The sequence below is a fragment of the Paraconexibacter antarcticus genome (genome assembly GCF_024220175.1).
GTDB lineage: Bacteria > Actinomycetota > Thermoleophilia > Solirubrobacterales > Solirubrobacteraceae > Paraconexibacter > Paraconexibacter antarcticus.
Genome location: NZ_CP098502.1, coordinates 4616475 through 4631696 on the forward strand (window position 1 = coordinate 4616475; position 15222 = coordinate 4631696).

General features: G+C 75.7%; 10 protein-coding genes and 1 riboswitch. Of the genes, 5 read left to right on the plus strand and 5 right to left on the minus strand.

Annotation, left to right across the window (positions count from 1 at the left end; genetic code table 11):
- Window positions 1–11: 11 nt before the first annotated feature.
- From cobN to NBH00_RS22665, 4 genes are read right to left on the minus strand one after another with little or no spacing between them, the layout of a single operon-like run.
- Window positions 12–3833 carry a cobaltochelatase subunit CobN gene (gene cobN / locus NBH00_RS22650; RefSeq protein WP_254570838.1) on the minus strand — a complete coding sequence of 1274 codons (3822 nt, stop codon included), beginning with the start codon at window positions 3831–3833 and terminating at the stop codon, window positions 12–14.
- The gene (locus NBH00_RS22655) at window positions 3827–5350 is read right to left on the minus strand and encodes a cobyric acid synthase (protein ID WP_254570839.1); all 1524 of its coding nucleotides are present in this window, start codon (window positions 5348–5350) and stop codon (window positions 3827–3829) included. The genes cobN and NBH00_RS22655 overlap by 7 nt, the downstream gene beginning before the upstream one ends.
- Entirely contained in the window at window positions 5347–6366 is a 1020-nt protein-coding gene (locus NBH00_RS22660) for a cobalamin biosynthesis protein (protein ID WP_254570840.1), read from the minus strand. The genes NBH00_RS22655 and NBH00_RS22660 overlap by 4 nt, the downstream gene beginning before the upstream one ends.
- Window positions 6363–7031, minus strand: coding sequence for a histidine phosphatase family protein (locus NBH00_RS22665; protein WP_254570841.1), 669 nt, complete (start codon window positions 7029–7031; stop codon window positions 6363–6365). The genes NBH00_RS22660 and NBH00_RS22665 overlap by 4 nt, the downstream gene beginning before the upstream one ends.
- Window positions 7032–7105: 74 nt before the next feature.
- Window positions 7106–7181: riboswitch (cobalamin riboswitch) on the minus strand.
- A gap of 119 nt (window positions 7182–7300) precedes the next feature.
- Between NBH00_RS22665 and NBH00_RS22670 the strand changes: the two genes are divergently transcribed.
- The 4 genes from NBH00_RS22670 (at window position 7301) to NBH00_RS22685 (ending at window position 13189) form a co-directional block, all read left to right on the plus strand.
- Entirely contained in the window at window positions 7301–8167 is an 867-nt protein-coding gene (locus NBH00_RS22670) for a class I SAM-dependent methyltransferase (protein WP_254570842.1), read from the plus strand.
- Between the two features lie 86 nt (window positions 8168–8253).
- On the plus strand, window positions 8254–10095 hold the full coding sequence (gene cobT / locus NBH00_RS22675; RefSeq protein WP_254570843.1) for a nicotinate-nucleotide--dimethylbenzimidazole phosphoribosyltransferase: 1842 nt from the start codon (window positions 8254–8256) through the stop codon (window positions 10093–10095).
- A complete protein-coding gene (gene cobS, locus NBH00_RS22680; RefSeq protein ID WP_254570844.1) occupies window positions 10096–10917 on the plus strand; it encodes an adenosylcobinamide-GDP ribazoletransferase in 822 nt (273 codons plus the stop codon).
- 487 nt (window positions 10918–11404) lie between these two features.
- Complete coding sequence (locus NBH00_RS22685) at window positions 11405–13189, plus strand: CAP domain-containing protein (protein ID WP_254570845.1); 1785 nt, start codon at window positions 11405–11407, stop codon at window positions 13187–13189.
- 24 nt (window positions 13190–13213) lie between these two features.
- Here the strand turns inward: NBH00_RS22685 and NBH00_RS22690 are convergent, their stop codons facing one another.
- Complete coding sequence (locus NBH00_RS22690; RefSeq protein WP_254570846.1) at window positions 13214–13696, minus strand: hypothetical protein; 483 nt, start codon at window positions 13694–13696, stop codon at window positions 13214–13216.
- Window positions 13697–13974: 278 nt separating this feature from the next.
- Between NBH00_RS22690 and NBH00_RS22695 the strand changes: the two genes are divergently transcribed.
- The gene (locus NBH00_RS22695; protein WP_254570847.1) at window positions 13975–15057 is read left to right on the plus strand and encodes an IS110 family RNA-guided transposase; all 1083 of its coding nucleotides are present in this window, start codon (window positions 13975–13977) and stop codon (window positions 15055–15057) included.
- The last annotated feature ends 165 nt before the right edge of the window (window positions 15058–15222 follow it).

Sequence of the window (15222 nt, forward strand, 5' to 3'; positions counted from 1 at the left end):
GGGGACGCGGGTCACGCGGTCGCGCCCTCCAGAGCGTCTTCCAGCGACAGGTACCGCGCCTTGATCGCGTCGACGGTCTCGGCGGACGGCTCGGCCCACAGCCCGCGGTCGGCCGCCTCGAGCAGCCGCTCGGCGATCGAGCGCGCCGCCCACGGGTTCGCCTGGTCCATGAACGCCGCGATGTCCTCGTCGAGGAGGTACTTCTCGGCGACCGTCTCGTACATCCAGTCGCTCGCGATGTCGGTCGTCGCGTCGTACCCGAAGAGGTAGTCGACGGTGGCGGCGAGCTCGGCCGCGCCCTTGAAGCCGTGCCGGACCATCGAGCCGATCCAGGCCGGGTTCGCGACGCGGGCGCGGAAGACGCGGCGCGTCTCCTCCGCGAGCGTGCGCACCTTCACCTTCTTCGGGTCGCTCGAGTCCCCGAGGTACGCCGCCGGCTCGCGCCCGCTCAGCGCCTTGATCGTCGCGACCATGCCGCCGTGGTACTGGTAGTAGTCGTCGGAGTCCAGGTGATCGTGCTCGCGCGAGTCGACGTTCTTCACCGCGACGTCGATCCGCTCGAAGCACGCGCGCATCGCGTCGCCCGCCGCCACCCCGCCGAGGCCGCGCCCGTAGGCGAAGCCGCCCCACGCCTCGTAGACGGCGGCGAGGTCCTTGTCGTCGCGCCAGTCGCGCGTCTCCAGCAGCTGGATGAGGCCGGCGCCGTACGTCCCCGGCTTGGAGCCGAAGATGCGCGTCGTGGCCCGCCGCCAGGCGACGCTCTCCTCCAGATCCCCGGACAGCTTGGCCGCCTCCGCCCGCGCGTGCTTGGCGACGAAGTTCTGCTCGTCCGGCTCGTCGAGCGCGGCGACCATCGTCACCGCGTCGTCGAGCAGCCCGAGCAGGTGCGGGAAGGCATCCCGGAAGAAGCCGGAGATGCGGAGCGTCACGTCGATGCGCGGGCGCCCGAGCTCCTCGAGCGGGATGACCTCCAGGCCGGTGACCCGCCGCGAGGCGGGGTGCCACGTCGGTCGCACGCCGAGCAGCGCGAGGACCTCGGCCGCGTCGTCCCCCTGGGTCCGCATGGCGGCGGTGCCCCAGGCGACGAGGCCGACCATCTCGGGCAGCTCGCCGCTGTCGGCGACGTACCGCTCGATGACGGCGTCGGCGAGCTTCACGCCGGTCTCGAACGAGAGCTGCGAGGGCAGCGCGCGCGGGTCGACGGAGTAGAAGTTGCGGCCGGTCGGCAGGACGTCGAATCGCCCGCGGGTCGGGGCGCCGGACGGGCCCGCCGGGACGTGCCGCCCGCGCAGCGCACCGAGGACGTTCGTCATCTCGTCGGTCGTCGCACGGAGCTTCGGGACGATCTGCCCGGCGGCGAAGCGCAACGCGGACACGACCCCGGCGTCGTCGCGGCCGAGCACGGAGCGGCACAGCTCGGCGCACCGCTCGACGTCCCAGTCGTGCTCGGAGAGCTCGGTGAGCAGCGCGTGCTGTGCCTCCTCCAGGCGGTCGAGCAGGTCGCTGCCACGGTACGCCGTGCCGGGGAAGCGCTCGAGCAGCGCGGCGGACCGCTCCCCGGAGACCTTCACGCCCGGCGCCGCCACCAGCGCCTCCTCGTCCAGCCCGAACGCGGCCGCGACCGCCCGCCGCAGGCCGGGGACGTCCCCGCTGCCGTGCCGCCCGATCGCCGCGACGAGCCCGCGCAGGTGCGGCCCCTCCGGCACGACGCCGAGGACGTGCAGCCCGTCCTTGATCTGGACGTCCTTCACCTCGCAGAGGTAGCCGTCGAGGTGCTCGACGAGCGTCCCCGCGTCGTCCGGCTCGTGCTCGGCGTCGAGGCCGAGGTCCTCGTGGAGGTTCGCGGCCTGGATCGCCTTCCAGATCTCCGCGCCGAGGCCCGGGAGCTTGGACGGGTCGAGGACCTCCAGGCGCGCGTACTCGTCCATCAGCGCCTCGAGGTCGGCGAGCTCGTCGTAGGACTCCGCGCGCATCATCGGCGGGACGAGGTGGTCGACGACGACGGCGTGCGCGCGGCGCTTGGCCTGCGCCCCCTCGCCCGGGTCGTTGACGACGAACGGGTACACGAGCGGCATGTCCGCGAGCGCCGCGTCGGGGGCGCACGACTCGCCGAGCGCGAGCATCTTGCCGGGCAGCCACTCGAGCGTCCCGTGCTTGCCGAGGTGGACGATCGCGTCCGCGCCCCAGTGCTTGTTCAGCCACCGGTAGGCGGCCATGTAGTGGTGCGCGGGCGCGAGCTCGGGGTCGTGGTAGATGCCGACCTGGTCGTCGCCGTACCCGCGGGGCGGCTGGATGAGGACGACGACGTCGCCGTACTCGACGCCGGCGATGACGAGGTCGCCGCCCCCCGGCGAGGCGGTGCCCGACGTGTCGAGGTAGCGGTCGCCCGGCGCCTCGCCCCACTTCTCGACCATGTCGCCGGTGAGCTCGGCGGGAAGCGTGCGGTACCAGTCGAGGTAGTCGCTCACGCTGATGCGCAGCGGCGCGTCCTGCAGGAGCTGGTCGGTGAGGAACTCGGGGTCGTGGCCGCCCGCGGCGATGAGCTCGTGCATGAGCGCGTCGCCGTCGGCGGGGATGTTCGCGACCGCGATGCCGTCGGCGCGCAGGCGGTGCAGCAGGCCGATGGCAGACGCGGGCGTGTCGAGGCCGACGGCCATGCCGATGCGGGCGTGCTTCGTCGGAAAGGCGGTCAGCACGATCGCGATCTTCCGCGGCTTGGCGCCGTCGTCGTTCCACGGGCCCTTGCGGAGCTTCGCGTGGCGGACGACGAGGCCCGCGAGGCGGTCGCAGCGCTCGGCGTCCGGGACGTACCGCGGGACCGCGGTCCCCACCGGCGAGTCGGAGTCGTCCATCTCCTTGAAGGAGATCGGACCGCCGATGATGCGCCCGTCGAACTCGGGGATCGCGACCTGCGTCGCGGCGTCGATCGGCAGCAGCCCCTCGTTCCCCTCGGCCCAGCGCGCCTTGCTCATCGTCACGCACAGCGCCTGGATGACCGGGACGTCGAGCGACTCGAGCGCGCTCGAATCCCACGACATCTGCTCCTCGTGGCCGCCGTCCTCCGGCGCGATGTCGCCCGCCGCGTCGCCGGCGTTCGCGCCGCCGGTGGCGAGCATCGTCGTGATGAGCGCGTCGACGCGGCCGCGCAGCAGGTCCAGGGCCGGGACCTGGCCGCCGGCGTGGTCGCGCTTCATCGTGTACGCCCAGACGGGGACGGGGATCGCGCCCTGACGCTCGATCGCCGCGCACAGGCCGTCGATGAAGTCCGTGTTCCCCGTGAGGCGGTGCGAGCGGTAGAAGGTGATGCCGACGACGGGCTTCATCGGGTCCCGGCCTGAGAGCGCCTCGTCGATCGTGACGTCCCCGCGGCCCGGGAGGTAGACGCCGAGCTTCTCGACAGGCTTGGGCTCCTCGAAGCCGAAGCCCTCCAGCAGGAACGTGTCCGCGAGGAACCGCAGCAGCTGCTCGATGTTGTCGACGTCCCCGCTCTGCAGGTACTCTCCGACGGTCGCGACGGCGCCGCTCGGGACCGTCGACAGCGCGGTCATCTCGGCGTCGGGGGCGGACTCGCCGCCGAGGGCGATGAGGGCGATGCCGTCCTCGCGGCAGCGCTCGGCGAGGCGGTCGACGCCGCCCTGCCAGCCGCGGCGGCCGCCGAGGACGCGGATGACGACGACGCGCGCGCCGTCGAGCACGTGGTCGAGGAAGGGGTCGATGTCCCGCGTGCCCTTCGGGTTCGCGCAGCGGACGACGGGGAAGTCCTCGGGCAGGCGGCGGACCGCGGAGGCGGTCGCGAGGATCTCGGTGTCGGCGGTCGTGATGAATCTCAGCACGGGGCAGCACGCTCCAGGAGGAGGTCGGGAAGGTCGGGCGGGGCGCCGCGCTCGATGAGCGTCAGCAGGGCGTCGGTGTCGAGGTGCTCCTCGACGAGGTCGCCGAGGCGGTCGAGCTGGCGCTCGCGCTCGGCGTGGAAGCTGATGGTCGCAGGGACGAAGTCGATGCGCCGCGTGGCCGCGGTCCAGCGCAGGAGGGCGCGGCGCGCGTCGTCGTGCTCGAGCAGGCCGTGCCAGGAGGTGCCGAGCGTCGCGCCGACGACGCAGCCCTCGCCGTCGCCGCCGCTCGTGACGATGAGCGGCGCGGCCTCCGGGTCGGTGCGGGCCGGGCGGCCGTGCCGGATCTCGTAGCCGCCGACGTCCGATCGCAGCAGGGGGCTGTGGCCGGTCACCGTCGCGAGGACCTTGTCGGGGGCGAACGGTGTGCGGACCGGGAGGACGCCGAGGCCCTCGACCTCCCCCGCGCCGGACTCGACGTCGTCGCTGATCGACGTGCCGAGGAGCTGGTAGCCGCCGCAGACGCCGAGGATCGGATCGCCGGCGGCGGCCCGCCGCTGCAGCGCGACGTCGAGGCCCTCGGCGCGCAGGCGCTGCAGGTCGGCGACCGTCGCCTTCGTCCCCGGGACGACGACGAGGTCGGCGCGCGCGATGTCGACGGCGCTGCGGGTGAAGCGGACGCGGACGCCGGGCTCGCGGGCGAGCGCGTCGAGGTCGGTGAAGTTCGACATCCAGCGCAGGCGGACGACCGCCACGTCGAGCGTGCCGCCATCGCCCTCCACGTCGGCGCGCGGCGCCTCGATCGCGAGCGAGTCCTCGGCGTCGATCGTCAGGTTCTCGGCGAACGGCAGGACGCCGTAGACCGGGCGGCCGGTGAGCGCGGTGATCTGGTCCAGGCCCGGGGCGAGGATCGACGCGTCCCCGCGGAACTTGTTGATGACGTAGCCGGCGATGTGGCGCTGGTCCTCCGCCGAGAGCGCGGCGACGGTGCCGAGGAGGCTCGCGAAGACGCCGCCGCGGTCGATGTCCCCGACGAGCAGGACGGGGAGGTCCGCCGCGCGCGCGAGGCCCATGTTCGTGAGGTCCGCGGCGCGCAGGTTGATCTCGGCGGGGCTGCCGGCCCCCTCGCAGACGACGACGTCGAAGCGCACGCGCAGGTCGGCGAGGGCGTCCGCGACGATCGGGCGCAGCTCGTCCTTCAGCCCCTGGTAGGTCCGCGCGCCGACGTCCGCGTACGGGCGGCCCATGACGATGACCTGCGAGTGGCGGTCCCCGCTCGGCTTGATGAGGATCGGGTTCATCGCGACCTCGGCCTCGACGCCGGCGGCCGCCGCCTGCATCGCCTGCGCGCGCCCGATCTCGAAGCCGCCCCGCGCGACGACCGAGTTGAGCGCCATGTTCTGGGCCTTGAACGGCGCGACGGAGACCCCGCGGCGCTTCAGCCAGCGGCACAGGCCGGCGGTGATGAGCGACTTGCCGGCGTCGCTGTGCGTCCCGCACACGAGGAGGGCACCCTTCACCGCGACCCCCCTCCCCCGCCGAGACCCGTCCGCTGTCCCCCAATTGGGCTCTTATCGGGTCTCGGCGCCGTTAGGGGGCGGCGGACGGTGTGGAGGACGCTGCGCAGCGCCCCGCACGACAGCGCCGCCGCCGCGCCGACCGCAAGCGACAGGCGCGCGGCGCGGTGGACGTCGCGCGGCGTCGGGGCCGGCCCCTCGCCCATCGTCGGCCGCAGCTCCGCGCGGCCGCCGTAGGTGAGCGGGCCGCCGAGCGTCACGCCGAGCGCCCCGGCGAAGGCCGACTCGACCTGGCCCGCGTTCGGCGACGGGTGGGCCGCGCCGTCGCGCAGGACGGTCTCCAGCGTCGTGTCGGGCTTGCCGCCGACGAGCGGGGCGCAGACGGCGGTGAGCCCGGCCCCGAGGCGGGCGCCCGGCCAGCCGAGCGCGTCGTCGAGCTTCGCGGAGGCCCAGCCGAACTCGCGGTAGCGGTCCGATCGGTGGCCGACCATCGCGTCGAGCGTGTTCGCCGCGCGGAAGCCCGCCACGCCCGCCGGCCCGGCGACCGCCCCCCAGAAGAGGGCGCCGACGACGGCGTCGCTCGTGTTCTCGGCGACCGACTCGAGCGCCGCGCGAGAGAGCGCGGGCCCGTCGAGGCCCTCGGGGTCGCGGCCGCAGAGCCACGGCAGCCGTGCCCGCGCGCCGTCGAGGTCGCCACGCTCGACGTCGTCCGCGAGGCGCGCGGCGACCCGGGTGAGCGAGCGTCCGCCGAGCGCGGCCCAGGTGAGCGCCGCGAGGACGGCCGTCCGCCCGCGCGGCCCGGCGAGGGCCGACCCCGCCCGCGCCACCGCCTCGCCCGCGACCGCCGCCCCGCCGACGAGCGCGCCGGTGTAGAGGACGCCGCGGAGCTTCGACGGCGAGTAGACGGCCGCCTCGGTCCGCGCCGCGACCTGCCCGAAGCCGGCGACCGGGTGCCGGCGCGCGGGGTCCCCCAGGAGGACGTCGGCGACGTAGCCGCCGAGGAGCGCGGGGCCGCTCATGTGCGATCGTCCTCCGACACGGTCACGGACCCGGCCGGCGGGGAGGACGAGCCCTCCGGGCGAGACCTCCCGACTGAACGCGAGCCCTTTGGGCGAGCGTTCAGCGCGTTGGTCCGCACGACCGTCCAGCGCCCGTCGTGGGCGTGGAGCGTCGTGATCGACAGCGGCGCGGCGTCGACCCGCCAGAAGCTCATGACCGGCGCGCCGAGCGCGTGGACGACCGCCGCCTTCACGACGCCGCCGTGGGTGATCGCGACGGCGCGGCCGTCGAGCCGCGCCTGCTCGTCGAGCCACCCCGCGACGCGGGCGGAGAACGCCGTGAGCGACTCGCCACCGTGCGGCGCCGCGTCGGGGTCGGTCATCCAGGCGCGGGCGGCCTCGAGATCCTCGCCGTGGACCGCCTCGAGGGTGCGGCCCGCCCACGTCCCGAAGTCGCTCTCGGCGAGGCGCGGATCGACCGTGGGCGCCGCGAGCCCCGCGGCCGCCGCCGTCTGCACGCAGCGCGCGGCCGGCGAGCACCACACCTCGCCGGGATCGGCCGGCAGCGCCCGCGCGAGCCCCTCGGCGTCCGCGAGGCCGCGCGCGTCGAGCGGCTCGTCGGCCGGGAACGTCAGCGTGCGGGTGGCGGGCGTGGCGGCGTGCCGTACGAGCAGCAGGCGCCTCACGGGGTGATGCCGTCCATCGGGACCTCCACGGGATCCGGCGTCCCGTCATCGGAAGGGGGTGTTCGCGGCAGTGCAGTTCCTGACTCCCCGGGCCTTCGCCAGCGCCCGGGTCACAGTGGCGCGACCGTCCCGGAGTCCCACCGGGTTCCTCGCACCGCCGCGCGGTTGGCCCGATCCTATCGCCCCCCGCGGTTTCGCGGCCCGCGTCAACCGACGCACCGACGTCCGGTGCGCTTGCCCGGCGGGCCCGGACGCGCCACCATCGTCACATGGTCCAGACGACACCCGGGAACGCCGAGGCCCTCGAGGCGTGGGACGGCGTCCTCTTCGATCGCTTCGTCGAGTACCGCGACCAGGTCGTGACGGCGCTGGGGAGCCACGGCGACCGCGCGCTCGAGCTCGACCCGCCGCGCCCCGGCGAGCACCTCCTCGACATCGGCTGCGGCTTCGGGGACATGTCGCAGCAGCTCGCCGCCGCGGTCGGCCCGGCCGGGCACGTCACCGGCGTCGACGCCTCCGCGCGCTTCGTCGCGGCGTCCCGCGCGGAGGCGGCCGCGGCGGGCGTGACGAACGTCGACTTCCTCGCCGCGGACGTGCAGGTCGGCGACCTCGGCGGCCCCTACGACGCCGCGTACTCGCGCATGGGCACGATGTTCTTCGCGAACCCCGTGCTCGCGCTGCGCAACGTCGCCGCCACGCTGAAGCCGGGCGGACGGCTGTGCATGGTCGTGTGGCGGCGCAAGCTCGACAACGAATGGGTCCTCCTCGCCGAGCAGGTCGCCGAGCGCCACCTCACCCACCCCGACGAGACCGACGAGCCGACCTGCGGCCCGGGCCCCTTCTCGATGGCGAACGCGGACACCGTCTGCGACGTCCTGCACCACGCCGGCTTCCGCGACACGACGCTCCACCGCGTCGACCTCCCGGTGCTCGCCGGCCGCGACGTCGACGCCGCGACCGACTTCGTCATGGCCCTCGGCCCGGCCGGCGAGCTCATCCGCGTCAACGGCGCCGCCGCCGAGCCGCTGCGCCCGCTCATCGAGGCGGAGATCAAGGCGGCCTTCCGCCCGCTCCTCACCCCCGACGGCGTCCTCACGGGGTCGTCGACCTGGGTCGTCACCGCCGTCCGCGCCTGACCCGCCCACCGTCGGTGGGCCGCGGCGGCGCCGGGACCGCCCGCGCCGCGGCCGCGCCGGGACGGGCGCTGATCTACCCTCAGGCGGTGTCCACCCCGCTCCCGCGCCCCGCCACGCCGGCGGGCTTCGACGCCTCCCGGGCGGCCGAGCGCGCCGCCGACCCGCACGGCTGGCGGTACGCCGACGACGCGCGCGAGGCCGTGCACCGGGTCATCGCCGAGCGCCGCGACATCCGTCGCTTCCGCCCGGACGCGGTGCCGGACGACGTCCTCGAGCGCGTCCTGACCGCCGCGCACCGCGCCCCGAGCGTCGGGCTCATGCAGCCGTGGCGGCTCATCGTCGTCCGCGCGCTCGAGACGCGCAGCGCCGTCCGCCTCCTCGCCCAGCGCGAGCGCATCCTCCAGGCCGACCGCTTCGACGAGCGCGCGCGCCACTTCCTCGACCAGAAGATCGAGGGCGTCGTCGAGGCGCCGCTCGGCGTCGTCGTCTGCTGCGACCACGGCGACCCGCAGGCGGAGATCCTCGGCCGCGGGACGATCCGCGAGACCGACGTCTACTCGACCGCCTGCGCGATCCAGAACCTGTGGCTCGCCGCGCGCGCCGAGGGGCTCGGCGTCGGCTGGGTGAGCTACTACCGCCCCGACGACCTGCGGGCGCTGCTCGGCATCCCGGACCGCGTGGAGCCGATGGCCTACCTCTGCGTCGGCTGGCCGGACGAGCGCCCGGTGCGTCCCGGCCTCGAGTCGGCCGGCTGGTCGGAGCGCATGCCGCTCGCCGACGTCGTCATGGCCGAGCGCTGGGACGACCGCGACGTCACCCCCGCGGCGAACCGCTTCGTGCCCTCGACGACGGCGCCCGTCCCGCCCCCGGCCGCCGCCCCCGCGACCGACGCGGGTGCGCTGCACCGCGAGGCCGCGATCGCCGCGCGTGACCGGTCGGACCAGCTCATCAAGCCGGCCGGCTCGCTCGGCGCCCTCGAGGCCGTCGTCGAGCGCTGGGCGTCGATCACCGGCGGTCCGCCGCCCGCCCCGCTGCGTGCCGGCGTCCTCGTCTGTGCCGCCGACCACGGCCACACCGCCCACGGGACGAGCCTCTTCGACGCCGACGTGTCAGCCCAGGTGACGGCGGCGGCCGCCCGCGGCGAGAGCGCGGTCGGCGTGCTCGCGGCGCGCGGCGGGCACGAGCTGCTCATCGCCGACCTCGGCCTCGCCGCCCCCACGCCGCCCGGCGTGCGCGACGAGAAGATCGCGCCCGGGAGCGCCGACCTCCTCGACGGCCCGGCGCTCACCCCGGCCCAGCTCGACGACGCGCTCGCCCGCGGCGCGCGGCTCGCCGCCGAGCTCGCCGGGCGCGGCGTGCACTGCCTCGTCCTCGGCGAGATCGGAATCGGCAACACCGCGACGACCGCGGCCCTCGTGAGCGCGCTCACCGGTGCCGCGCCCGAGGTGACCGTCGGCCGCGGCACCGGCATGGACGCCGCCGGCCTGGACCGCAAGCGCGCGGTCGTGGCGGGCGCCCTTGCCCGTCACGGCAGCCCGCTCGACGCCCGGGCCGCGCTCGTGGCGGTCGGTGGCCTCGAGCTCGCCGCGCTCGCCGGCGCGGTCCTGGAGGCGACCCGCCGGGGGCTGCCCGTCGTCCTCGACGGCTACGCGGTCGGTGCGGCCGCGCTCGCGGCCTCCCGGATCGAGCCGCTCGCCGTCGAGGTCCTCGTCGCCGGCCACCGGTCGGCGGAGCTCGGCCACGACCTCGTCCTCGCCGAGCTCGGCCTCGAGCCGCTGCTGAACCTCCGCCTGCGCCTCGGCGAGGCGACCGGCGGCCTGCTCGCCCTGCCGATGATCGAGGCGGCCGGCGCGCTGCACCGCGACATGGCGACGTTCGCGGAGGCCGGCGTCGACGGCCCGGCCGCGAACCCGACGCGCGTGCCGTAGATGGCCGCTCCGGACGAGGACCCGGGCGCGGCGCCGACACGGGTCGCGCCGGTGATCGCGGCGCCCGCCGTCCGCTCCACGCCGCGCCGCGCGCTCGACGCGCTGCTGCTCGCCGTCACCTTCCTCACCATCCTGCCGCTGCGCGTCCCGGCCGGGGAGGACGGGACCGCCGCCGCGCCCGCGTTCTACCCGCTCGTGGGCGGGGCGATCGGCCTCGCCGGCGGGGGCGTCCTCGCCGCGACCGAGCCGGCGGTCGGCTCGCTCGCGGCGTCGATCCTCGCCGTCGTCGCGGTCGTCGTCCTCACCGGGGCCCTGCACCAGGACGGGCTCGCCGACTGCGCCGACGGGCTCGGCGTCCGCGGCGACCGCGCGCGGCGCCTCGCCGTCATGCGGGACCCGGCGAACGGGACGTTCGGCACGCTCGCGCTCGTCCTCTGGGCGCTGCTGCTCACGACCTCGCTCGCGCAGCTCGACACCGGGCAGGCGGTCGCCGCCCTCGTGGCGGCCGCCGCCGTCGGCCGCTGGGCCGCGCTGCTGCACGCGCGCTGGACGCCGCCCGCGCGGACCGACGGCCTCGGCTCCGCGTTCCTCCCCGCCCCCTTCGCGGTCGCGTGGGCGACCGGCGCCGCCGTCCTCGTCGCGGTCGTCGCCGACCCGACGGCCGCCGCCCCCGCCGTCGTGAGCGGCGTCGTCGTCGCGGGGGCGACGAGCGCGGGGGCGCAGCGCGCGCTCGGCGGCCGCACCGGTGACACGCTCGGGGCGACCGTCGTCCTCGCCGAACTGCTCGTGGTGCTGGTGGCGCTGGCGTTCGCGCGGGGCTGAGGGTTCGTCGTTCACCGCCGCGCGAGCGGCGGGGCCGGCGTCTACGACGGCGGAGACGGACGCCGCCGGCAACACGAATGCAGCCGGTCAGCCTGAGGCTGACCGGCTGCATCGGCGTTCGGTGGGACGGCGTCCCCGGGCAACGGCCGCCACCCGCACCTCCGTTCGCCGTCTCCGTCTTCAGACGCCGTAGGCGCACCGCCACTACCGCGACCTGAGCGGCAGACCCGCAGACCGACAGACCGCCCCTCAGCGGTGGTGCTCGCCCCACCCCACGACCGCCGCGGGCGCGAGCGCCCCGGGGCCGCGGTGCGGTGCGGCGCGGTGCGGCGGGGGTCCGCCCCGGGCCGGTCTGCGCGCAGACAGCGAGAAGGTGTCATTTCCCCGCTCCGTCTGTATTGTCGTAAATCAAGCAATCGGTAGGGGTGCTGATATGTCTGGGGAGTCGGGGCGTCGTTCGCCCCTGCGCGCCGTCGGTAGGCGCCTGGTGTTCGCGGCGGCCGTGCCGGCCGTCGCCGTCGCGTCGGTCGGCGTCCTGCCGCACGGGCCGGGCACGGCCCACGCCGCCGGCGTGGTGTCCCTCGGCAATCCCTCGGACACGCCACCTGCGGACCCCCCCTCGGACCCGCCGGAAGGCTACACCGGGCCCACGGGACCGACCGGCCCCGCCGGCCCCGCGGGCCCGGCCGGCCCCGAAGGTCCCGCCGGCCCCGCCGGGGCGACCGGGGCGACCGGTCCCGCCGGGCCGACCGGCGCAACCGGCCCCGCCGGGCCCGCCGGCCCCGCCGGGCCCGCCGGTCCCGCGGGCCCCGCCGGGACGACCACCGTCATCACCGTCACGACGCCCGCCCCGACCGTCGCCGCGGCCGCGGTGACGCCGGCGTCCACCCCGGTGTCGCCCCCGGTCATCGAGTCGGCCGGCCTCTCCCCGGCGCCGCAGGTCGGGAGGACGAGCACCCTGCGCGTCCGGGCGAGCGCCGCCGGCGGCACCGTCGCCGGGCTCACCGTCGCCTTCGGCGAGCCGCACTCCGGCTTCGGGCTGAGCGCGTGCGCGATCACGCTCACCGGTGGCGGCGGGGCGACCGAGGACTTCGGCTCCGGCGGCGTCGAGGACTTCGCGGTCCCGCACGCTTTCACGAGGCCGGGCAAGCACACGATCAGGATCTTCGTCACGGTCGACGCGTGCGACAGCCGGCCGGCCCAGGTGACGGTCCGCACCCTCACGGTCACCGTCAGGCGGGCCGCACGCACGGTGCTGAGGGACCCCACCGCTCGGCGCCGGCGCGCGCTCGCCGCCCACGCGGCCCAGGTCGTCGTCACCTCCGGCTGCCCGGACGCGACGCTCGTGCCCACGCCGGCGAACCTCGATCGCGTCGCCGCCGCGACCCTCTGCGCACTCAACGGCCAGCGCGCCGAGGCCGGCCTGCCGCCCCTCGTGACGAACGACGAGCTGCGCCGGGCGGCGGTGGTCCACAACACCCTCATGATCGTGGACCGCTTCTTCAGCCACCAGGGCGACGGCGAGCCCGACCTCGCCGGCCGTCTCGCGCAGGTCCGCTACCCCGGCCCGGGCGCCGCCGAGAACATCGGCTGGGGCGCGGGCACGTCGGGCTCCGCCGACGGCATCGTCACGGCGTGGATGAACAGCCAGCACCACCGCGAGAACATCCTCGACCCGCAGAACCACGAGATCGGCATCGCCGTCACCGCGGCCGCCCCGATCGATGCGCCCGCGCCGGGGGCGACCTACACGACCGACTTCGGGACGGCGGCCCCGGACCCCTCGACGACCGCGGGCGCCTCGTCCGGCGCCCCGACGCCGGCGGGGACCGCGACCGGCGGCCCGGCGTCGGCCGGGGCGGGCCGGACGACCGCGGCACCGCTCAGCGCCCTGGTCCTGCTGCCGTCGGCCTTCCGCCCCGCCCCCGCCCGCGCGCCCGCCTCGGGGGTCCGCGGCACCGGGACCGAGATCCGCTTCCGCGCGGCGCAGGCCGGCGGGCTGAAGGTCGCCTTCGCCCGGCTCACCCCGGGCCGCAAGGTCGGCCGCACGTGCCGCACCGGGCCCGCCGGCGGCCGGGCGTGCACCCGCGCGCTCCGCGTCGGCACGCTGCTCGGGCACGCGACGGTCGGGGTCAACCGGGTGACGTTCACCGGCATCGTCCGGGGCCGTCGCCTCGCGCCCGGCCGCTACCGCGTGACGATCACGCTCGCCGGGTCGAGGGCCAAGCCGTTGACGCGGACCTTCCGGGTGCTCAAGGGGGCCGGCGCGTGAGCCGGCCCCGCGGCGCGCCCGCCGTCAGTGGTGATGCCCGCCCCACCCCATGACCGCCAGCGGCGCGAGCACCCCGGGGCCGTGGTGCGGCGCCGGCGGGGCGCCGACCGGCGTCCGGCGCGGCGGCTGCGCGACGACGTGCGTGACCTCCACGCCGGTCATGCGGGCGACGCGGTGCGGCAGGTCGATCTGCAGCCACGTCGAGAGCGGCCCCGGAAGCGTGGAGACGATGATCTCGTCCCAGCGCCGCGGGTCCCACGCCTCGACGACGACCTCGAGCGCCTGACCGAAGCCGACCTCGCCGTCGACGGCCAGGTCGCGGGTGCGCATCGCCTCGAGCGCCTCCGCGAGCTGCTGCTGCGCCTCGGCGCGTGGCGTTGCCGGCGGGAACGGCATGAGCAGCCGGAACCGCACCGGGGACTGCTCATGGCGGCGCACCATCGCCGCGATGAGCTCGGAGGTGGCGGCCGTCCGCTGGGCGACCACGAGCACGTGGTACAAAGACATGGTCTCTTCGGTCTACGCCGATCGGAACGGACTGTCAAGCGGCAGGAGGGACCGACGGACCCTGCCCCCCGTCGAGGGTCCGGCGGAGGACCTCGGCGCCGACGAACGCCCGGCTAGACCATATGGATCGGGCCGTCGCTGGCGGCGGTGGTTCTGAGTCGTCTGTCTGAGGCGGGCGGTAGAAGTGGCCGGTCCCTCGCGAAGGGTCGTGGGGTGACGTTTGAGCTGTGCGGTTGCAGCCGCGCAGCGGCCCACAACCACAGAGGAGGAGACCGGCCATGACGAAGGCTAGAAGCCTCGTTGGTCTGGACGTACACGCCGCGAAGATCGTGGCGGCGGTGCTCGATGCTGAGAGCGGCGAGCTTCAGTGGTTCGCGTTGCGCGGTGACGTGCGTGAGGCGGCCAGGTTGTGCGCCGCACTGCCCAGGCCGGTGCGGGCGGCGTATGAGGCCGGGCCGACCGGGTACGGGTTGGCGCGGGAGCTCGCGGCGCGGCAGGTGTCGTGCGTGGTCGCGGCGCCGAGCAAGATCCCGCGGGCGTCGGGTGACCGGGTGAAGACTGATCGTCGTGACGCCGAACTGCTCGTGCGTTTGCTCTGGGCGGGGAAGCTGCATCCGGTGCGGGTGCCGGGCCACGAGGAGGAGGCGCTGCGCGATCTGATCCGGGCGCGCGAGGCCGTGCGGGTGGACCTGATGCGTGCCCGCCACCGGTTGTCGAAGCTGCTGCTGCGTCACGACCATCGCTTCGATGACGGCAAGGCATGGACGCAGCGCCACCGTGACTGGCTGGATCAGGTCGACCTCGTGTGGCCCGCGGCGCAGGCGACGCTGCTGGACCTGCGCGGCGCGGCCGACGTGCTCGTGCATCGCCGCGATCAGCTCGAGGCGCAGATCACGAGGATGCTTCCGAGCTCACCGTGGGGCGTGCAGGTCGCCCGGCTGCGGTGCCTTCGCGGGATCGACACGCTCACCGCCGCCGGGCTGTGCTCGGAGGTCGGCGACTTCGCCCGGTTCGCCCGGGCCGAGCAGCTCATGAGCTACATCGGCCTGGTCCCTTCGGAGCACACCACCGGCTCAAGTCGCCGCCTCGGCTCGATCACGAAGACCGGTTCCGGGCACGCGCGCCGGCTGCTCGTCGAGGCTGCCTGGCACTACCGCAAGGCGCCGCGGGTCACCAAGGCGCTGAGCGATCGCCACGACGGGCAGCCCGCCGAAGCGGTCGCGATCGCCTGGACCGCGCAGCGGCGTCTGTATCGCACATGGAACCGCCTTGAGCAGCGCGGCAAACGCCGCACGATCATCGCCGTCGCCGCAGCGCGCGAGCTCGCCGGATTCACGTGGGCGATCGGCCAGATCGAGTGACCTGAACCCGGCGACATCCCGTCGGCTGGGTCGGTGGCGGCCCGGCACCGCGCGGGGAACCCGCGGCTGAACTATGAGCAACCCGCCCTCGTCAGGGGGCCGGCCACGCCCGATGTTAGACAGCGGCTCCCCACGACGAACCCCTGGTCCTGCGGTACCCAACCC